Source organism: Mycobacterium heidelbergense, assembly GCF_010730745.1.
Lineage (GTDB): Bacteria > Actinomycetota > Actinomycetes > Mycobacteriales > Mycobacteriaceae > Mycobacterium > Mycobacterium heidelbergense.
This window is the reverse complement of sequence record NZ_AP022615.1, coordinates 2,002,126-2,022,330: the sequence shown is the minus strand read 5'-3', so window position 1 is coordinate 2,022,330 and position 20,205 is coordinate 2,002,126. Positions and strand designations below refer to the sequence as shown.

Sequence of the window (20,205 nt, the reverse complement as noted above, 5' to 3'; positions counted from 1 at the left end):
TCATGGCCCTCCGCCGAAAGCCGCTTGGATCCCGCCGCGGTAACCGCAGAGGCTCCGCGCGTCGCCGGGCGACATGGCCATCGCTTCCCTCACGAGATTCCCTCCGGCGTCGGCGATTCACGCAACCTGATGCGCTTGATCAGCTGGTCGCGGAAGGTGGCGGCCAGCTCGAAAACGCCGCTGGGCCGCAGCGCATCGGGCGCCGCGGCCAGACAGCGGCCGCAGGCGGTGCAGGCGCCGACGTCGTAGACCAACACGTGATCGTCGCGTCGCAGCGCGGAACTGGGGCAGATCGCGACCAGCCGGTCAGCCACGTCGGCATCCATCAGCGATGCGTCAAACATCGGCGGAGTGGGCAGATCACGTGTCCAGGGTTCCGGCCCGCCCCTCGGATAATGAGTCGTGATGACGCCTTGGCGCAATCCGCGAAGAAACCACAGCGCCATCAGCCAGCCCTCCCGGCCGCGGTGAGCCAGAAGCTGGCTTCGATGATCGGAATATCGGTAAATACGTTCTGCGAACGCGCCGCATCGCCGAAGGCGCGCCAATTGCGCACGGCCGCAGGCCGCAGCCTGCATCGGCGAATCCGCCCGTCGGAGTCGAGCTCGACCCACGCCAGGGCCTCACCCCGCGACGACTCTGCCCAGCCGAGTCCGGATCCGGCCCGCCGCGGAAGCAGCGGTGGAGGCCTACCGAACCGGGAGGCGGAAAAGGCGAATTCATCGATGAGCCGCGAAGACTCCTCGATTTCGGCTAGGAACACTTGGTATCGGGCCCGCACGTCGCCGCCGTTGGCGGCCGCGACGCGGACGAGATGGTCATCAAGCGGTGCCCGCCGATGATCGTGGCGCGTATCGATCGCGACGCCGCTCGCACGCGCCACCGGGCCGACGAGGCCGAGCGAACGCGCCTGGGTCGTGGTGATGACGCCGGTGGCCTCCAAACGATCAAGGAAGGAATTGGTGCTGTTCAACGCGTCGGTGACGCGCCGCAAATCGGCACATATCGAGTCGATTTCGGAGCCGAGTCCTATCAAATCGACTGCGCGAGTCACCCCTCCGATGTCGATGACACCGAACAGGTACCGGTGTCCGAAGAATCGTGCGTTCAACCGCAAGAGCCGTTCGAGGACGATTTCGGTGGCCGCCTGCCCGACGGAAAGACCCGTCGATTGGCACAACGCCGCGATCGCGGCCACGTGGTTATAGATCCGCTCGAGTTCCAACGCCGCGCCACGTATTCGGCTCGCCGCGGACGAGACCGCGACGCCAAGAGCTGTCTCGACCGCAGCGGCGAACGCCCAGGCATGCGCGACCGCTGACAGGCCCTCTGCCCGTTCAACCAGGAATAGCGCTTGCCGGGGATGCATTCCCCCGAGACGCCATTCGATGCCTCGATATTTGTGCCAGCTGAACAGGTAGAGGTCGACCACTTCCTCGCCGCTGGTGACGAGGCCGTAGTAGAGCGACTCCAGGCCCGCCCCGCGCACCGGTCCGACGGGAAATTCGAACGCTGCTCCGCCGACCGCGTGGGGGGCGCGGACGTCGGCGGGTTCACGGATCGGCGGTCGGCCCAGGCGCGGGAGGTCGGCTTGTGCATGGGGTGGAAGCGCAAGGCGGTTCAGCGGGCCGGCGCCGGCCGGGCGCAGCCCATACTGCTCGTAGATCTCGCATTCCTCGATGAACGCGGCGGGTTCGACGACGGACAGCGACGGGTATTCAGCCGTAGCACAGAGTGTTTCGGTCAGGAGGTAACGATGCGCATCGGTATCCAACGCCCACATCAACCGGAGGACCGAATCCGGACCGGTTTCCTGGTCTGCGAACATGTCGGCGAGGCGGGCGCTGGCGGTGAGCTTTTGCACGGTGTCCTGCAGCCCGTCAATCGGGACGGTAACGCGAACAACATGATCCTCTTGGACTACGTGTGTGAGATCGGGCAGCGCGGCTTGCCAGGTGCCGGCGTCGGTCGCGCTCACGTCAGCGCTCCGATCGATCGAAGGATCATGGTGTGCAATCCGGTGGGAATCCACAGGCCCAGCACCAGCGAGGCGCCGATGCCGGCGACGATGGGCAGCGCCGCGAGCAGTCGCTGCTCACCAGTCGCATAGGGTTGCCGAACCCCGGATTGTTCTCTCGGTTCTCCGACGATCATCGGCATGGTCCGGCGTGCGAATGCGACGAAGGCGATCACCAGAAGTAGCAATAGCGCCAATGGCAACCACAAGCCGCCGTCCGCGAAACCCGCACGCACGATGGTCAATTCCGAGAGAAACAGCCCGAACGGGGGCGAACCGAGGATGGAGAAGGTGGCAAGCATCAGCACCGTCCCGCTGAGTGGGAGGGTGGTGAGCAGGCCGTGGACTTTCCGCGCCTCGCGGGTGCGGTACGCGAGCACGACGTCGCCGCTGGCGAGGAACAACACCGCCTTGCCGATCGCATGGTTGAGCGTGTGCAGCATCGCGCCGTAGAGCCCGAGTTGCCCGCCGAATCCGAGGGCGATCGCGATGATGCCCATGTGCTCGACCGATGAATACGCGAACAGGCGCTTGAAATTCGTTGTGGTAACCAGGAATAGCGCCCCTACAAGGACCGATGCGAACCCGAACGAAAGCATCACCACCTGTACGTAGTGCGTACCGAGGCCGATGCGCGCGATGGCCAGAAAGCGGATGATCGCGTACATCCCGGTGTTCAGCAACGCCGCCGAAAGCATTGCGCTGGTCGGGCTCGGCGCCTCCGAGTGTGCGTCGGGCAGCCACGTGTGCATCGGCGCCAGTCCCACCTTGGTGCCGTAGCCGACCACTGCGAGCAGGAACGCCAGCTTTACTGCGGGGTGGGCCAATTCGGATGCGTGCTGGAACAAGTAGGGCCAGGTCAACCTCAGGTTGTCGGTCAGCGGCAGGCCCGTGCCCGAATAGAAAAGGAACATGGTGCCAACGAGCGCGATGGTGACGCCGAGCGAGGAGATGATGATGTACTTCCACGCCGCCTCCAGCGACCTTGACTGCGCCTCCAAGCCCACCAGCGCGGCGCTGGCCAGCGTGCTCGCCTCGATCAGCACGAACAGCATCCCGAGATTGCCGGTGCCCAGCGACGCCAGCATCAGCGCCGCGAACGCACCAAAGAACCCGAAGTAGATACGCACCTGGAGGGAGTTCAGGTGCCCCGAACTTTCTTGCGCCCGAAGATAGGCCGCCGAACCGAGTGAGGAAAGCAAGACCACCACGGCCACGGTGAACAAAAAGAACGCGCTCAGTCCGTCGACGTAGATGAAGCCCGATAGGGCCGACAGCACATGGTGGTCGCCGATCCAGAAAACCAGCCGGATCGACAGTGCGAGCGACCCACAGGCCGCGGCAACGGCGGCATAGCCGGCCAGCCGTGCATTCGCGCCGGCGATCGCCGCGAGTGTGGTCGCCAGAGGCAGCACGGCCAAGACGATTACGAGTGTCATCATCCCCGCAACTCCCGCAGCTCGGCCGAACTCGCCTCGGCGAGCTGGCGAGTCAGACCCGAGACGAAAACCACCATGATGAGCACACCGGCGACGATGTCGAGGAACACCCCCGCCTCAACGATGAACGGGAATGTGGCCACCAACGTGATGGCGCCCAGGAACACCCCGTTCTCGACCAGCAGCCAGCCGATCAGCTGCGCGACCGTGTGGCGGCGAACAACCATGACTTCACAGCCGAGGAGGATCATCGCGGTCGACAGCGGGACCACCGCGGAAGCCACCAACCCCTTGGGTAACAGCTGTGGTCGAATAACCAAGTACGAGAAGGCGGTCAGCGCACCGCCGAGGATGATTGCCGTCGATAGTCCCGTAGACATCGCGACGTCGCGCTTGAGTTCCAACCGCTCGATGAGTAGCCGTCGCGCGGCTACTGGGATCCCAATTCCCTTGACGGCCAAGGTGATGACGGCCAGCACCCACAGTTCGATGCGACCGAAGTCGTAGGCCACCACGCCGCAAGCGAGCGCGAGCAGCCATGACTGCGCGCCGTAATAGGTGAGGTACCGGTTGAATAGCTTCGAGCCGAGGCACGCAAAGGCGCACAGCAGCATCAACACGCTACACAAGTCAAGCAGCAAGCCCGTATCCGAGGTTGCGGTCAGACTCTCCACGCTCATGCTCCGATCACGTATGAGGTTGCGATACCGACCAAGGCCAGAAGAAATGAGGCGCCTAGAAATTCGGCGATCCGGAAGAATCGCAACTTCGCAAACGACGTATCGATGATGACGATCACCAGGCCGCAAATCGCCAGCTTGGCCAGCAACACCGGGATCGCCAACAGGCCGCCGCCGATACTGCCCGAACTGCCGAGTCCCCAAGGCATTACGAACACGTTCATGAATATCGATGACAGGAGAAAAAGCTTCATCCAGCTTCCCCACTTGACCAGGGCATATGACCGGCCTGAGTACTCGAGGGTGCGGCCTTCCTCGATCATCGAGATCTCGATCGAGCCCGTGGGACTATCGATCGGGATGCGGCCGTTTTCCACCAGCACAAGTAGAAAGAACGCCACGGTACCCAGCAGGTGTGTGGGCATCACCAGGACATACGGCGAGTCCGCCACCGCGTGATTCATCAAATAGGGGTTGTCCGAGGCCGATACGGCTCCGACAGTGAAGAAGACGAGGATGAGTGCCGGCTCGGCGAGGCTGCCAATCCAGCTCGCTCGACTCGCCCCCAAACCGCCCAGCGGGCTGGCGGTGTCCAGGCCCGACAGTGAGACCACAAACGATGCCAGTGTGAGCACAAACGCGCCGCCGATGAGATCGGCCAGGAAGGCAAGCGGCAAAGGCTCATTCGTGATGATCGGAACGATCGCCGACACGGTCAGGTAACACGCGAACGCCACGAACGGCGCCCCGCGGAAGACCCATGAAGCCTGATCGCTGATCGCGCTGGACTTGCGGAGCCATTTCGCGAGGTCGCGATAAGGTTGCACGACGCTCGGGCCCCGCTTGGACGCAACGATCGCCTCGGCACGTGCCAACGCCCCGGAGTACAGCGGGGCCAGCGCGATCACCACCACGCTCTGCAGGCTCTGCAAAAGCACGGCGCAGCCCATGGCCAGCTCCTACCCTCTCGGCAGGGGTCGTGAATGTCGACGACCCACGGGTAGAAGCCATCAGCGCCATCTAACCGGCCACTTCAACCGGATAACGGTGCATTAGCGAGCTTCATCGCTTACTGCATCTACACGAACTTTACACAGATACCCCGGCGGTGAACACCCGAACGTGGGTATTTTGCCAAGCACGCAGTTCCGGGTCCGTCGACCCGACCGACGGCGCCGGTGGCTTCTACCCGGCGGAGCTGTTCCGAAACGGTGTTATCCGCGCAATGTGCCTTGTGCGGAAGGGATTAATGCAGCCACCCGAAGGTTCATCGCCCGGTGCCGATGCCACCCCGCTCGTGTCATCCGGCTGCCGGTGAGCGGGGTACGACGCTGGTGGCGCGCAGCTTGGCGGCGACGTTGCTGACACCGCGTCCGGCCAGCGTGCCCAGGAGTGCCTCTCCGAACATGCCCGGCGCCATTCCGTTGGAGGCCGCGGCAGCCGCCCCGGGAGCTGGGCTTGGCAAGGTGAGCGCCGCGGGGTTAACCGGCGGAGTGGCCGTGGCGGCCCAGGTTTGAGGCACCGACAACGTTCCGACCAAGCTGGCCCGGCCCAGCACCGCCGAAACCGCCGGCCCGCCCAGGCTTCCAGGGGCCGCGGGTGGCGGTGGGCCGGTCGACCCCGCGAAGAACGGTCCTATCCCCTGAGCGACATCGCGTGTGGCGCTGATCGCAATTGCGTGATTCGTCGTTGCTATCGAGGCCCCACCAAACGAGGAGCTGCTAATGGAGGCGGCTCCGCTCGCGGAACTCACCGTGTCGTTGAAGACGTCGGTGGCCGACAGCGGGGACGCCGCGGTGGCGGCCGCGGAGGGTTCCGCGAGTTGCTGCAAGGCATTGGGTAACTGGGTGAGTAGGTGTGGACCGGCTGTGGTCGGCGCCTGGCTCGCGGCCGCGGTCTGTGCCGCCGGCCCAGCGGGGTTGGTGGTTTGCGGTGGGTGGCTGAACGGCGTCAGCCGTGTCGCGGCTGCCGACGAGGCGGCATAGCCGTACATGGCCGCGGCATCCTGGGCCCACATCTCGTCGTAAGCGGCTTCGGTGGCGGCGATCGCCGGGGTGTTCTGCCCGAAAAAGTTGCTTGCGACGAGCGATGCCAATTGGCTGCGGTTGGCCGCGATAAGTGGCGGGGGCACCGTTATCGCATAGGTCGATTGGTAGGCGGCTGCGGCCGCTTTAGCCCGGGCGGCGGTGTGCTCGGCTTCTGCGGCGGTGCCGTGCATCCACGCCAGGTACGGCGCGACCGCATCCGCCATCATGATCGACGACGGACCCTGCCATCCGCCAACGGTCAGGCCGGCGACAACCGACCGGTAGGCGGCCGCGGATGAATTCAGCTCGCTGGCGAGCATCTCCCAGGCCTCGGCGGCGGCCAGCATGGGGCCCGATCCGGGGCCGGAATACATTCTGGCCGAGTTGATTTCCGGCGGGAACGCTCCAAAGTCCATGTCAACAAGCCCCTTTCTCAGTCCGAGTTGTTTCCGTTGGTGTCGGTCGGTTGGTGCAGCTGGCCGCCACCGCGGCCCGTAAAATTGAGTTGATTCTGCGCACCGAGATCTTCCCTTCTGCCCTATCCGGCCGCCGGCGAACGCACAATGATTGGACGACTCTTCGGATGACGCGCGTCGAAACCGTTCCGGGAAAGGGTTCCTAGGACCGTCTGGCTAAATGCGTTACCCGGGACCGCCGGGGCATCACCGGAGGCGGCGGCGACGCCGCCTCCGGAATCGGGTGATGCCAGCGCGACCGGCCGGATTTCCGGAGCGGCGGCGGCCCAGCTGGGTGGGGCTGACAACGATCCGACCGGCGAAGCTCGGCCCATCGCCGCTGAGATGTCTGGCCCGCCCAGCCGGAAGGGCGCCGCCGACGCGAGAACCCCGCCGGGCCCGGGCGGCGAGTCCAGATCTCGTGCGGCCTGAAACGCGAGCCGCTCATCGGCGATGAAGATGCCATGCCCCGACGTCGCGGCGCTGCTGCTTGAAACGGCCGCGTTGACAAACTTCGTGGCCGACAGCCCAACGCTCAGCGCGGTCGAAGCCGACGGCGGGTCCGACGATGCGGCGGCGGACTGTGGCCGGGTGAATGGGGTCAACCTGCTTGCGGTGGCCGAGGATCCGGCGTATCCGTACATCGCGGCGGCGTCCTGGATCCACATCTCGGTGTAGTGCGCCTCGGTCATCGCGATCGCCGGAGTGTTCTGCCCGAAGAAGTTCGTCGCGACCAACGCCATCAACAGACTGCGGTTAGTGGCGATCACCGGCGGCGGCACCGTCATCACGAACGCGAGCTCATAGGCCGCCGCGGCTAACTTGGCCTGCGCGGCCGCCTGGTCGGCCTGGGCCGCAGTGTCGTGTAGCCACGCCAGATACGGCGCCGCCGCCCTCACCATCGACACCGATGCCGGACCGAGCCATTGGCCGCCAGTCAGTTCCGCGATCACGGACCCGAACCCTGCGGCGGCCGAAGACAGCTCTGAAGCCAGCGCGTCCCAGGCCGTCGCGGCCGCCACCATTGGTCCCGACCCGGGGCCGGAATACATTCTGCCCGAATTGATCTCCGGGGGTAACGCTCCGAAATCCAGCACCGGCACCCCTCCCTCAAATGACGGCCGCGCCGGTGGCCGGCGCGGCGGCGGCCGTGTTCTCGGCGCTCGGCTCATGCGCGAAGGCGTGATTGAGAAGGTGCGGCAAGCGTATTGGAGTGTCTGCCAAAACTCCGGCACCGGCAGGCTCATGCCGCGACGCATGACGCAACTGCGTGTGCTTAGGCCGCAAACGGCCAACGATCACCTCACCGGTGATTGGGCTCCATGCCACTGTCGCATACCGCCTTCTACCCGACTCATCCACGGGTAGAAGCCATCAGCCGGTTCGGCGGTTAAGGCGAGCTTCATCGCCTTGTCAGGGATGTTAACGGCCAGTTCGGCGTCAGCGCAACACATTGCGCCGAGTTATCGGCGAATCCTGCTGTGACACGCCATGATAAGAGCAGGATACGGGACGCGCCGAATTCGCGGAACGCCGCCGGCAGTCCCCAAGGTCATTTCGCGCAAGGCGAGAACACATGTCCAATAAGGCATTTCAAGGGCCCCTCGCCATGAGTTCCTCGCTGCTCACCATGCCAGCAGCCCGTCCGGCTTGCCTTCCAGTATCTCCAGCTCGGCGGCTATCTTGGCGAGCAGGTCGACAATCGCCACACCGTCACGCAGGCTTAGAGATGCGCAATGCGGCTGGTTAAGCTGTTGACGCAACCGGTTTTCCAATTGCCTGACCTCGGCGGTCAGTCGTTCACTCATCGCGACACCTCATATGGCGCGTTTCGCTGCGATCCGCTGGGCCAGCAGCGGTTTCGTAATCCCCGGGTGATCTGTCGCTTCATGGCCGTGGGCCGCCCTCACGAAGATCCGCGGTCCGGAAGGGGGCGGCCGACGTCTCATCCGGGCTGCAAACGGGATAGTGCGCACCGGGCGACAGCTTGTCGGGGCAGTACCGTTCCTCGGCGGCACCGACGAAGTGCTGGGCGTCGATCCGATTCCATTCGGGATGCATCCCCATGACCTGCGCGATGACGTCGGTGCGAGTCCGCCCGGACTCCTCGGAGACCAGACAAACGGCCACTCCCTGGGCGAAAGTGTCATCATGACTTAGGTGGAGCCCGAAGCGTTCCAGTGTGCGCAGATAAGCGACCTCCTTGCCGGGAGTGCTTGGAGCGGCATACACCGGCGCGACGATCGCGGTTGATGAAGCCACGCACAGAGCGGCAGCTGCCATGCGGGTGCCCAACAATATGGAGCGACGCATGCCGCCTCCCCAACTTGTTTACCTTTACGCAATGTTTGCGTAAACGCAAGTATAACTCGGCATGGAGTCTCGGAGAAGATTTGTCGGAAAGCCCCGCCCCGGGGCAGGCGACCGACTATCGACCGCCAGGCCAGATCAGCATGACCGCGTCGTCGCCGAGTGGCTCACCTGCCGCCGTCGCAAATCGGTCGAGGGCCGTCGCCAGCAGTTCGCGATCGTCGGGGGCCATGTCACGCAGCACCCGGGCGATCGCGGTGCGCCGATGTTTCATCATCTTGTTGACCAGCCGGCTCCCCGCGTCGGTGAGACTCAACCTGATGTGGCGCCGGTCGTCCGGTAAGTCCCGGCGGTCAAGCAAACCAGCCCGAATCAGGCGATCACAGATGCGGCTGGCATTCGACGCATTGACACCTAGACCGGCGGCCACCGCCGCCAGGTTCAGCGGACCCTCCGTCGCCACCATGACCAGGACCCGCAATTGCGGCACGGTCACGTCTCCGTCCACCTCAGCGATCGATCCGGCGGCAATACCTACGAGTGCCCGCGATGCCCGCAGCACGGCGTCGATCTGGCCGGCCGAGGGCCCCGCACCGGCAGCTACGCGACGGCGTTGTGTGGCGCTCATGACGAAATCTTCCCTCAGCCCACCACATACTGCACGACGAACTTCGACTGCTACGCCGACGAAGCTAGCCATTCGGGGCCGCCTCCGTCACGATGCGGGCCACATGGCGGGTGGCTTCCGCGCCCTCGTAGGTTCCTATCACGTCCTCGACGCTGCCGGTCATCTTGATTTCGCCGCGGTCGATCCAGATCGCGGTCTTACAGAGCCGCGCGAGGAAGTCGTTGGAGTGGCTGGCGAACACCAGGATGCCCGAGCGTTCCACCAGCTTCTGCAGGCGGGTGAGCGCTTTGCGCAGGAAGTCCGTGTCGACGGAGCCGATCGCTTCGTCGAGGAGCAGGATTTCCGGGTCGACGCTGGTGACCACTCCGAGAGCCAGCCGCATCCGCATGCCGGTGGAGTAGGTGCGCAGCGGCATCGACAGGTAGTCGCCGAGTTCGGTGAACTCCGCGATTTCATCGACCTTGGAGCGCATGGTCTGGCGGGTTTCGCCGAGGAACAATCCTCGGATGATGATGTTGTCGTAGCCGGAGATCTCGGGGTCCATGCCGACGCCGAGATCGAAAATCGGTGCGATGCGGCCTCGCACCGTTGCCGAGCCGCGGGTGGGTTCGTAGATGCCCGACAGCAGTCGCAGCAGCGTCGACTTGCCGGCCCCGTTGCGCCCGACCAGTCCGACCCGGTCGCCGATGCTCAGCGAGAGCGTGATGCCGCGCAGCGCTTCGATAACCGGCACATTGGCGGCGGTGAGTCCCACGGCGCCACCGGCTTTGCCCAGAAATGTCTTCTTCAGCGACCGTGTCTTGGCGTCGAAGATCGGGAACTCGACCCACGCGTCGTGTGTCTGAATACTCACCGGTGGCGAGGGCGCGATCAGCATCGCCCGACAGTGCCCAGCGGCGCCCGGTCAGGACTCATGCGTGATCCGGAATCCAAACAGCGCCACCCCATCACCGTCGACGAACACGCCTTTCGCCGCGGTCACATCCGCGCCCGCCCTCGACCAGTGCCGCGTATCAACCGTCAGATCGTCGACGGCGGCGGCACCGCCGGCCGCCGCACGCGCGGCCTGGTAGCTGTCGTAGACCGAGACCGAGACCGTGTCCGAGCGGCCCGAGCAAGTGTCCCCGAAATTCGTGACGGTCAGTACGTACATCACCGACCCCAATCCTCTTGTCGTACAACCTGAATGCCACAGCTTCGATGACGGGCAGGTTAGCGGCGGCGCGCCCGCTGGTGCCGGTCTTGCCGAGGGATGTCACAGGGCTGGGCCTCCGATGCCAGGGCCAGGGCGGCGGCACGGAAGGTGCCACAGTCGGCGACCGGGCCCCGCTGCCCGGTCCCGGTGGCTATCCATCGGTCGGCGTCGCGCCTGATCCGGCCCACCACGACGCCGTCGACGGCGACCACCATGATGACCGGGCTGCCCGGAAACAGGCACGTCCATTTCAGCGACGACGTCTGTGCCAGTCGCTGCGCGGCGCATTCCTCACAGACCCGCCACTTCTCTCGATAGAGGATGCGTTCGGCGTCTCTGATCACCTCGACATCAGGGGAATTGCGAATATCCATGGCTCCTCCCTCGCTTCAACGAAGACACGCGTCCGCGAACAGCGCGTGGTGCGGGGTAGAAGCCATCAGCGCCGGACGGCGCGAAAGGCGGCGGAGCTTCATCGCCGGCCGCGAAGCCATGTATCGCGACTGCTTTTGACAGTAGCAGAAGCGCGTTGTGACCGGCTAGGCTTGAAACGTTGTTGGCGGTGGGACTCGCCACCCAACCGCGGCCCACATGATTGGGCGGCCGCCGATGGTCCCTGCGGACGAGCATCAATCCGTAGAGCGAGGCCGTTGTGCAGTGGATTTATCAGCTGAGCCGGGCGCGTGTGGTGCGCGGCGAGAAGGTGATCCTGGACGACGTCACGTTGTCGTTTTTGCCGGGCGCCAAGATCGGAGTGGTTGGCCCCAACGGCGCCGGAAAGTCGACGCTGCTGCGGCTTATGGCCGGACTTGAGCGGCCATCGAACGGGGACGCGCGGCTGGCGCCGGACGTGTCCGTCGGGCTGCTAGCACAGGAGCCGGCGTTGGACGAGACTCGCACCGTGCTGGGCAATATTCGTGCGGCCGTCGCCGATACGGAGGCCTTGCTCGCCCGCTACGGCGAGATCACCACTCGTCTGGCCGACGCGGCCGGCGACGAGTTGATGGCCGAAATGGGGGCACTGCAAGAACAATTGGACCTCCGGGATGGATGGGATCTCGACGCTCGTCTGGAGCAGGCGATGGATGCGTTACGCTGCCCACCACCCGACACCGACGTCAAGGACCTGTCCGGCGGGGAGCGGCGCCGGGTAGCGTTGTGCCGCCTGCTGTTACAGCAACCGGACCTGTTGCTGCTCGATGAGCCGACCAATCATCTCGACGCCGAAAGCGTGCAATGGCTCGAGCAGCATCTGGCCGGCTATCCGGGAACGGTCGTGGCGGTCACGCACGACCGTTATTTCCTGGACAATGTCGCGGGGTGGATTCTCGAGCTCGATCGGGGCCACGCCTACCCGTACCAGGGCAACTACGCCACATACCTGGACACCAAGGCCGCGCGCCTGCGGGTGGAGGGCCGCAAGGACGCCAGGCGACTGCGGCAGTTGCAGCGCGAGCTGGAATGGATTCGCTCCGGATCCACGGCGCGCCAGGCGAAGAGCAGCGCGAGGCTGCGTCGCTACGAGGAGATGGCGGCGGAGGCGGCCAATACCCGGCGACTGGACTTCGACGAGATCCATATTCCGCCTGGCCCACGACTGGGCAGTCTGGTGATCGAGGTTGACCATGTGAGCAAGGCGTTCGGTGACCGCGAACTGTTCAGCGATCTGTCGTTTTCTTTGCCGCGCAACGGAATCGTTGGCGTCATCGGACCCAACGGTGTGGGTAAGACCACCCTGTTCCAGATGCTCACCGCCAACGAGGAGCCCGACACCGGAACGATCCGGGTCGGTGAGACGGTACGCATCGCCTACGTCGACCAGAACCGCGCGCACATCGATCCCGACCGGACCGCGTGGGAGGTCGTCTCGGGCGGCGACGACGTGTTGCATATCGGGTCGGTACAGGTGCCGTCGCGTGCGTACATCGCCGCGTTCGGCTTCAAGGGCCCCGATCAGCAGAAGCCCGCGCGCCTGTTCTCCGGTGGGGAACGCAACAGACTCAACTTGGCGCTCACCCTGAAACAGGGGGGCAACGTGCTGCTACTGGACGAGCCGACCAACGACCTGGACACCGAAACCCTTGCGTCACTGGAGAACGCCATTATCGAATTTCCCGGTTGTGTCGTCGTCACCGCGCACGACCGCTGGTTCCTCGACCGCGTCGCCACCCACATCCTGGCCTGGGAAGGCACCGAAAGCCATCCCGCGCAATGGCATTGGTTCGAGGGAAATTACGCCGGATACGAACAAAACAAGATCGCCAGGCTCGGTCCCGAAGCCGCCCGCCCGCACCGGGTCACCCACCGCCGACTCACCCGTGACTGACCGAAGGACCGGCGACACCGTCGCGGATTCGTGCTCCCGGTCCCGGCCCAAACCGGTGGGTTGTCAGTGTCGACGGGCCAGCGCCTCGACGATGATCCGGGTGGTCAGTTCGGCTCGCCTCCGCGAATAGGGCTGCGCGCCAGACAGGATCGGATATACCACGCCGCCGACGATGGCATCCGCGGCCGAGTCGGCGGTGACCTCGTCGATGCCATCGGCGAGAAGCCGGCTCCGAACGCTGTCGTGCAGCGGCGAACTGAAGCCGGCGCGTAGTTTGACGGCCGTTTCCCGGTGCTCCATGCCCGCGACGGTCAGGGTTCGCAGCATGGCCGAGCCGCGGGCCGTCATCAGGCTTGCGGTGAGTTTGCGCACCCACCCGACGAGGTCGGCGGCCAAGTCGTCGGTGCGGTTCACCGAGGCCAGGATCCGGTCGGCGTCTTCGAGCATGACGTCGGCGACGAGCGCGGGGCGGCTGGGCCACCAGCGATAGATGGTCTGCTTTCCCACGCCTGCCCGCGCGGCGACCGCCTCGATGGTCAAACCATCGAATCCGCGCTCGAGAAGCAGTTCGCGCGTGGCGGTGACGATCGCGGTACGCGACTTCTCGCTGCGGCGCCGCGGCGCGAGATCGGTTGGCATCTGGTGATCCTCGCTTCTCAAAGTCCCTCAGGATCGAGCGCGCTTTACATATCCTGACCCGCCCCGTAATCTGCCACAAGACGAGACGGTTCGTCTTGTAAGACGGAAGGATATCAGTCCGTGCGGCCGAAGCCCGCGTTCGCCACATCTCGGCTCCCCTCATGATCAAGCCATGACGCTGGGACTGACCCCGGAGCAGCAGGATCTCAGCGACGCCGTCGGGCGGTTCGCCGGCCGGCACGCCCCGATCTCGTCGACGCGCGACGAGTTCGATGCGCTAGCGGCCGGCAGGCTTCCCGGGTGGTGGGACGCGCTGGTCGCCAACGGCTTTCACGCCGTGCACCTGCCCGAACGCCTCGGCGGCCAGGGCGGGCGGCTGGTCGACGCCGCGTGCGTCCTGGAGTCGGCCGGCAAGGCGCTGTTACCCGGGCCGCTGCTTCCGACGGTGACGACGGGAGCCGTCGCGCTGCTCGCGGACACCGCGCCAACGGCCGAAGCGCTGCTGCGCGACCTCGCCTCGGGCGTACCCGCGGCGGTCGTCCTTCCGGACAACGGTGACTTTGTCGCGCGCGCCGACGGCCCGCGATGGCTGGTCACCGGCGCGTCGGGCGTCACGATGGGCGCTTGCGCGGCGCGGGTGATGCTCGTCGGCGCCCGCGGTCAGGACGGCGACGTGGTCTGGGCGCTGATAGACACCGGAAACCCCGCGGCGACAGTCGAATCTGTCAACGGCACCGACCTCGTCGCCGACGTCGGGATCCTGCGGCTTGCCGAGTACTGCATGGGCGAGCGCGATGTGCTCACCGGAATCGACCCCGAGCGCGCGGCATGCGTCGCCCTGGGACTCGTGGCCAGCACGACGGCGGGTATCGCGCAGTGGTGCGTCGAGGTGGTCACGGCGCATCTGCGCACCCGGGAGCAGTTCGGCAAGGTGATCGGGACTTTTCAGGCATTGCAGCACAACGCGGCGATGCTGTTGGTGAACAGCGAATTGGCGACCGCGGCGGCCTGGGATGCGGTACGCGCCGTCGACGAATCGCTCGACCAGCACCGACTCGCCGCGGCCGGCGCCGCCGTGATCGCGATCTCGCCGATACCGGACTTGGTGCTCGATTCGCTCACGATGTTCGGCGCCATCGGCTTCACCTGGGAGCACGACCTGCACCTGTATTGGCGGCGGGCCACGGGCCTGGCCGCGTCAATCGGACCGGCGAATCGTTGGGCCCGGCGCCTGGGGGAGCTGACGCGCACCCGGCAGCGCGACGTGTCGGTCAATCTCGGCGACGCGGAATCGGAGTTCCGCTCGCGGGTGGCCGAGATCCTCGATGCTGCTGTGAATCTGCGCAACGACCGGCCGGGTCGGCAGGGCGACTACGAATACTTCGAAACCGGGCCGCAACGGACATGGATCGCCGAGGCCGGTCTGATCGCGCCGCACTGGCCGCCGCCGTGGGGAGTCGGCGCCGGCCCGCTGCAGCAGCTCATCATCGACGAGGAATTCGACAAGCGACGCGCGCTGGTCCGGCCCTCGCTGGGCATCGCCGAATGGATCCTGCCGTCGGTGCTGCGCGCCGCGCCAAAAGCGCTGCAGGAAAAGCTGATCCCACCGACCCAGCGTGGCGAAATCGCCTGGTGCCAGCTGTTCAGCGAGCCGGGAGCCGGCTCCGATCTCGCCGCGCTGGCGACCCGGGCAACCAAGGTCGACGGCGGCTGGAGCATCACCGGGCACAAGATCTGGACGTCGGCGGCGCACCGGGCGGACTTCGGTGCGCTGCTGGCCCGCACCGATCCCGCCGCGAGCAAGCACCGCGGCATCGGCTACTTCATCCTCGATATGCGATCGCCCGGGATAGAAATCCAGCCGATCAAGACCGCCACCGGTGACGCACATTTCAACGAGGTCTTCCTCAACGACGTGTTCGTGCCCGACGACATGCTGCTCTCAGACCCGACCGACGGTTGGAACCTCGCGATCGCCACCATGGCCGAGGAGCGTTCGGCCATCAGCGGCTACGTCAAGTTCGACAGGGCGGCCGCGCTGCGGGCGCTCGCGGGGCAACCCGGACCGGATCGCGACGACGCACTGCGTGCGCTCGGCGAGGTCGACGCATATACCAACGCCATCAAGGCCCTCGGCGTGCGGGAAACCATCCGGCTGCTTGACGGCCAGGCGTCCGGCCCGGCGTCGAGCATCGCCAAGGTGGCGATGAACGTGCTGCTGCGGCGCACCTTCCGGGCCACCCTGCAGTTGACCGGGCGGACGGCGATGGTTGCCGACTCGGACCCCGCGGTCGTGCAGCCGTACCTGCACCTGCCCGCCGAGCTGATCGGCGGCGGCACCCGGGAGATCCAGCTGAACATCATCGCCCAGATGATCCTCGGCCTGCCTCGCAAGTGAAAACGTCCTAGACCCCGAGAATGAGGACACGACATGGGATTACGCGGAGAGGCGGCGATCGTCGGGTACGTGGAGCTTGCACCCGAACGGCTCAACAAGGCATCGCCCGCGCCGTTCGTCCTCGAACAGTGGGCGGAACTCGCCGCCGCCGCACTCGAGGATGCGGGGCTACCGGGCGACGTCGTCAACGGCATCGCGGCCTCGCACCTGGCTGAGTCGCAGATTTTCGTACCCTCCACGATCGCCGAATACCTGGGAATAGGAGCAAGGTTCGCCGAGTTGGTGGATCTCGGGGGAGCCACCGCCGCGGCCATGGTGTGGCGGGCGGCCGCCGCCATCGAACTCGGCATCTGCGACGCCGTCCTGTGCGCACTGCCCGCCCGATACATCACACCCTCGTCCAAGAAGAGGCCCAGACCCATCGTGGACGCGATGTTCTTCGGATCGTCGAGCAACCAGTTCGGCTCTCCGCAAGCCGAATTCGAGATCCCCTACGGCAACCTGGGCCAGAACGGACCGTATGGCCAGGTGGCCCAGCGCTACGCGGCGGTCTACGGTTACGACGAGCGGGCGATGGCCAAGATCGTGGTCGACCAGCGGGTCAACGCCAACCACACCGAAGGCGCGATCTGGAAAGACAAGCCGCTCACCGTCGACGACGTCCTGGCCAGCCCCGTCATCGCCGACCCGCTGCACATGCTGGAGATCGTCATGCCCTGCGTCGGTGGCGCCGCCGTCGTCGTCGCCAACGCCGACATCGCCAAACGGGCCCGCCATCGTCCGGTGTGGATCAGGGGTTTCGGTGAGCACGTGCCGTTCAAGACTCCGACCTACGCCGAGGACCTGCTGAACACGCCCATTGCCGCCGCGGCCGACACCGCGTTCGCCATGACCGATCTGACCCGAGACCAGATGGACATGGTGTCGATCTACGACTGCTACACCATCACCGTGATGCTCTCGCTGGAAGATGCGGGTTTCTGCGAGAAGGGCAAGGGCCTGGATTTCGTCGCGAACCACGACCTGACCTTCCGCGGCGACTTCCCGCTCAACACCGCCGGCGGCCAACTCGGCTTCGGCCAAGCGGGATTGGCGGGCGGAATGCATCACGTCTGCGACGCCACCCGCCAGATCATGGGCCGTGCGGGTGCGGCCCAGGTCGCCGATTGCAACCGTGCCTTCGTGTCCGGCAACGGCGGAATCCTGTCCGAGCAGACAACGCTCATCCTCCAGGGCGACTGAACGAAAGAAAACACGATGGCTATCAACTTCGAACGTCCGATGCCCGTCAAGACGCCCACCACAACGCCCTTTTGGGATGCGCTGGCCGAGCACCGCATCGTCATCCAGTACTCACCGTCGTCGCAGAGCTATGTGTTCTACCCCCGGGTACGCGCGCCACGCACCCTGGCCGACGACCTGGAGTGGCGCGAGATCTCGGGCATGGGGACGTTGTACTCCTACACCGTGGCCCGCAGGCCGGTCAGCCCGCACTTCGCCGACGCCGTTCCGCAGCTGCTCGCCATCGTCGAATGGGACGAGGGGCCAAGGTTTTCCACCGAGATGGTGAATGTCGATCCGGTCGATCTGAGGATCGGGATGCGGGTGCGGCCGGTGTTCTTCGACTATCCGGAACACGACGTCACGATGCTGCGCTACGAGCCCGCCGACTGACGTGTCGAGATCGACGCGGGCGTGCGGTCTACTCGAACTTTCCCACGCTAGCGTGGATTTCGAGATCCTTGTGCGGCCGGTTAGCGCGGGTCCTCGGTCGGTACGGCGTAGCGCTCCTGATACGCACGCACTCGGTCGCGAACCTCGCCGGCGTCCAGGCCGGTGTCCGACCAGGTGTAGCGCCCGCGTCCGCCATCCGAAGGATGGGCGGCCAGGAAGTCGCGCATCTTCGCCTCGGTGTCGGGTCGTAGCTCGCGGCCCAGCTTCTGGTAGATGCCCCCGATCGTGCTCCAGGGGTCCTTCATGAAATCCGCGAACTGCACGTCGATCACCCGCCCCGCCGGGACGGCGCCACCGTCGCGCAGCGTCATCCCGCGGTCGAGGCCGACGACGATTTCTTCATAGGACTGGGCCGCGCACTCCGCGATGTTCGACTCGTCGCTGCCCATCCTCCGCAAGTGGTGGGTCAGTGCGGCGATCGACGAGATGACATTGAGCGGATCGCGGTGCGTCTGCACGATCAACGCGTCGGGGTATTCGGCGAGTAGCTTGTCGAGCTGCCACAGGTGTGCCGGCGACTTGAGCAGCCACTGCCCGGGCACGCCAGACTGAAGGTGCTGCAGGAAGATTCGATGAAACCGGTAGGCGCCGGTGTGGTCCGCGTCGTACAGCAGCCAGCGGTAGTAACTCGGCAGGCGGTACTGCACCGAAAAGATCATGCTGGTGAATTCGCTGGCGGTGATGCGGACGCACTCCTGGCCGACGAGGGCGCCCATCGGGTGAAAGGCCAGGAATCCGGGGATGATCTGTTCGGAGAGTTCGATGCCGGCCTGCGTTTGCGCGATGCGCGGATCGGTGTGATAGGCCTCGGGCTGCGGGACCGGGCAGGGCGCGTCGACCTCCCAGGTCAGCGGGGCGCGGAGGTCCGGATCCTGGGCCAGGAGGTCGTAGAGGATCGTGGTACCGGTGCGCGGTTGGCCGACGATGAAGATCGGCGAAGTGATTGGCTTGCCGGCGATTTCGGGATGTTGCTTGCGCCAGGCGATCACACCGAGCCGGTTCTTCAGGGCGCGGATGATGTCGAGGTAAGCGATCTCCACGCCGATCGCCGATAGTCGCGCATCGTTGACCAGGCCGTCGGTGACACGCCGCAGCCCGTCCCGCCAGCCCTCCTCGCCGAAGTCGTCGCTGCCGGCTTCCTCACAGGCCACGGCGATGAGGCGTTCCGGGTTGAACCGCTCCTGCAGCGTCACGCCGACTCCTGACGCTCGCGGATCGAAACCTTGACGTCGGGCGGGCGGGGGTTGTCCAGCCAGCGCACGACGACGAATCCGCGATGCCGGCCACCGGTGTCGAGCCAATGGCCAAACCCGAAGTCCTGCGCGGAGATCGCGATGCGCACCCGGCCGTCCGCGTCCGGCCGAACCGCGCGATTGGTCACCGAACTGTGCCGTCGGCGCGGCTCCAGGCACTCGTGCCAGATGCTCTCCAGCGTGACGTTCCAGTACCGGGTGTCGGGTGGCTCGATGTCGAGCACCAGCGCCTGGCCGCAATCGAGCCGGAAGGTGCCCATCATGTACAGGTTGTCCGGGGTGGTGTCGGCGGCGCCAAGATCGGCGGCCTCGGCCGTCAGCAGCGTGTTCGGGCTCTCCAGCAGCTCGGGCTTGATGGTGCGGTGCAGCGTGGTGAGCTTCATCAGCGACCACGCCATCGCGGTGAACTGCTCGGCGAGCTCGTCGTCGGACAGCGCGGTCACGGGGCCGGGGTCGAGTGCCTCGATCCGCAGGGTGGCCGGCTCTTCGGAGCCGCGATCACCGATGTATTCGCGGACGACGACCGACGACGCGTCGTCGGGAATCCGCACCCACTGCGCGCCACCGAGATCGGCAGGCTCCTCGGCGGAGAGCACCAGCGCGAATTCGCCGGAATTCAGCGCCAGGTCCGCGTCACCAACGTAATTGGACATTCGGCGCGGGGTCAGGCCGGTGCCGGCGAGGATCTGAAATCCGAGGTAGGCGGTGCCGCCGCGGGTGCCGGTGATCCGGTAGCGCCGATCACCGCGGATCATCGCCAGGAAGTAGTTGCCGTCGGGATTGGGTCCGCCGATCATCCTGGTGTCCGAGCACATGTCGAAGAACGCCGGGCGACCGGGGTCGGCCTCGACGGACATTTGCGAGCACAGCGACGACACCCGGGCGATGACCCGCAGCCCTTCGAGGAGTTCCCGCTCGGATTGGGCGTCCTCGGTCACGACCTTGGTGACGTCGGTGATCATCTGCTGGAAGAACTGCCACGCGGCACGGGCCTTGGGGGCGAACCGATCGGAAGGCTCGGGCGCCGGATTTTGAGTCATAGTCTCATGCTTAGACTACGTCTTACGTTTTGGGAACCGATTCACCTGACTGCCGCCGGGGCCC

General features: G+C 65.8%; 20 protein-coding genes and 1 riboswitch. Of the genes, 4 read left to right on the top strand and 16 right to left on the bottom strand.

Going from position 1 to position 20,205, the window contains the following annotated elements; all coding sequences use genetic code 11:
• Window positions 1–89: 89 nt before the first annotated feature.
• From G6N25_RS09530 to G6N25_RS09470, 13 genes are all read right to left on the bottom strand, one after another.
• Window positions 90–344, bottom strand: coding sequence for a hypothetical protein (locus G6N25_RS09530; RefSeq protein ID WP_142272515.1), 255 nt, complete (start codon window positions 342–344; stop codon window positions 90–92).
• 101 nt (window positions 345–445) lie between these two features.
• The gene (locus G6N25_RS09525; RefSeq protein ID WP_083073016.1) at window positions 446–1,978 is read right to left on the bottom strand and encodes a hydrogenase large subunit; all 1,533 of its coding nucleotides are present in this window, start codon (window positions 1,976–1,978) and stop codon (window positions 446–448) included.
• Window positions 1,975–3,459, bottom strand: a complete 1,485-nt coding sequence (locus G6N25_RS09520) for a proton-conducting transporter transmembrane domain-containing protein (RefSeq protein WP_083073015.1) — start codon at window positions 3,457–3,459, stop codon at window positions 1,975–1,977. Before G6N25_RS09520 ends, G6N25_RS09525 begins: the two co-directional genes overlap by 4 nt.
• Window positions 3,456–4,136, bottom strand: a complete 681-nt coding sequence (locus tag G6N25_RS09515; RefSeq protein WP_083073014.1) for a hypothetical protein — start codon at window positions 4,134–4,136, stop codon at window positions 3,456–3,458. Before G6N25_RS09515 ends, G6N25_RS09520 begins: the two co-directional genes overlap by 4 nt.
• Entirely contained in the window at window positions 4,133–5,086 is a 954-nt protein-coding gene (locus G6N25_RS09510) for a respiratory chain complex I subunit 1 family protein (protein ID WP_083073013.1), read from the bottom strand. The genes G6N25_RS09515 and G6N25_RS09510 overlap by 4 nt, the downstream gene beginning before the upstream one ends.
• 350 nt (window positions 5,087–5,436) lie before the next feature.
• Window positions 5,437–6,579: a PPE family protein gene (locus G6N25_RS09505; protein WP_083073012.1), complete on the bottom strand. Its 1,143-nt coding sequence runs from the start codon at window positions 6,577–6,579 to the stop codon at window positions 5,437–5,439.
• 122 nt (window positions 6,580–6,701) lie between these two features.
• Complete coding sequence (locus G6N25_RS24160; RefSeq protein WP_083073099.1) at window positions 6,702–7,712, bottom strand: PPE family protein; 1,011 nt, start codon at window positions 7,710–7,712, stop codon at window positions 6,702–6,704.
• A gap of 264 nt (window positions 7,713–7,976) precedes the next feature.
• A riboswitch (Fluoride riboswitch) is annotated at window positions 7,977–8,037 on the bottom strand.
• A 206-nt stretch (window positions 8,038–8,243) separates the two neighbouring features.
• Entirely contained in the window at window positions 8,244–8,426 is a 183-nt protein-coding gene (locus tag G6N25_RS09495) for a hypothetical protein (protein ID WP_142272514.1), read from the bottom strand.
• Window positions 8,427–8,505: 79 nt separating this feature from the next.
• Complete coding sequence (locus G6N25_RS09490) at window positions 8,506–8,880, bottom strand: DUF732 domain-containing protein (RefSeq protein WP_158084850.1); 375 nt, start codon at window positions 8,878–8,880, stop codon at window positions 8,506–8,508.
• Between the two features lie 166 nt (window positions 8,881–9,046).
• The gene (locus G6N25_RS09485; protein WP_083073010.1) at window positions 9,047–9,556 is read right to left on the bottom strand and encodes a MarR family winged helix-turn-helix transcriptional regulator; all 510 of its coding nucleotides are present in this window, start codon (window positions 9,554–9,556) and stop codon (window positions 9,047–9,049) included.
• Between the two features lie 64 nt (window positions 9,557–9,620).
• Window positions 9,621–10,433, bottom strand: coding sequence for a galactan export ABC transporter ATP-binding subunit Wzt/RfbE (wzt, locus tag G6N25_RS09480; protein ID WP_083073009.1), 813 nt, complete (start codon window positions 10,431–10,433; stop codon window positions 9,621–9,623).
• 27 nt (window positions 10,434–10,460) lie between these two features.
• The gene (locus G6N25_RS09475) at window positions 10,461–10,712 is read right to left on the bottom strand and encodes a hypothetical protein (protein WP_142272513.1); all 252 of its coding nucleotides are present in this window, start codon (window positions 10,710–10,712) and stop codon (window positions 10,461–10,463) included.
• A 56-nt stretch (window positions 10,713–10,768) separates the two neighbouring features.
• On the bottom strand, window positions 10,769–11,125 hold the full coding sequence (locus G6N25_RS09470; protein ID WP_083073007.1) for a hypothetical protein: 357 nt from the start codon (window positions 11,123–11,125) through the stop codon (window positions 10,769–10,771).
• A gap of 278 nt (window positions 11,126–11,403) precedes the next feature.
• Here G6N25_RS09470 and ettA point away from each other — a divergent pair, with 278 nt between their 5' ends.
• The gene (gene ettA, locus G6N25_RS09465) at window positions 11,404–13,077 is read left to right on the top strand and encodes an energy-dependent translational throttle protein EttA (RefSeq protein ID WP_083073006.1); all 1,674 of its coding nucleotides are present in this window, start codon (window positions 11,404–11,406) and stop codon (window positions 13,075–13,077) included.
• 63 nt (window positions 13,078–13,140) lie between these two features.
• Here the strand turns inward: ettA and G6N25_RS09460 are convergent, their stop codons facing one another.
• Entirely contained in the window at window positions 13,141–13,716 is a 576-nt protein-coding gene (locus tag G6N25_RS09460; RefSeq protein ID WP_083073005.1) for a TetR/AcrR family transcriptional regulator, read from the bottom strand.
• A 172-nt stretch (window positions 13,717–13,888) separates the two neighbouring features.
• Between G6N25_RS09460 and G6N25_RS09455 the strand changes: the two genes are divergently transcribed.
• Genes G6N25_RS09455 through G6N25_RS09445 form a run of 3 tightly spaced genes read left to right on the top strand, consistent with a single transcriptional unit; the run spans window position 13,889 to window position 17,788 of the window.
• Window positions 13,889–16,114, top strand: a complete 2,226-nt coding sequence (locus G6N25_RS09455) for an acyl-CoA dehydrogenase (RefSeq protein WP_083073004.1) — start codon at window positions 13,889–13,891, stop codon at window positions 16,112–16,114.
• Window positions 16,115–16,147: 33 nt separating this feature from the next.
• Window positions 16,148–17,356, top strand: coding sequence for a thiolase family protein (locus tag G6N25_RS09450; protein WP_083073003.1), 1,209 nt, complete (start codon window positions 16,148–16,150; stop codon window positions 17,354–17,356).
• A 15-nt stretch (window positions 17,357–17,371) separates the two neighbouring features.
• Window positions 17,372–17,788: a Zn-ribbon domain-containing OB-fold protein gene (locus G6N25_RS09445; protein WP_083073002.1), complete on the top strand. Its 417-nt coding sequence runs from the start codon at window positions 17,372–17,374 to the stop codon at window positions 17,786–17,788.
• A gap of 80 nt (window positions 17,789–17,868) precedes the next feature.
• On the opposite strand, the gene G6N25_RS09440 is transcribed toward G6N25_RS09445, so the two are convergent.
• Both G6N25_RS09440 and G6N25_RS09435 read right to left on the bottom strand, forming a co-directional pair.
• A complete protein-coding gene (locus G6N25_RS09440; RefSeq protein WP_083073001.1) occupies window positions 17,869–19,041 on the bottom strand; it encodes a sulfotransferase family protein in 1,173 nt (390 codons plus the stop codon).
• A complete protein-coding gene (locus G6N25_RS09435; protein WP_083073000.1) occupies window positions 19,038–20,141 on the bottom strand; it encodes a DUF1214 domain-containing protein in 1,104 nt (367 codons plus the stop codon). Before G6N25_RS09435 ends, G6N25_RS09440 begins: the two co-directional genes overlap by 4 nt.
• Between the last annotated feature and the right edge of the window lie 64 nt (window positions 20,142–20,205).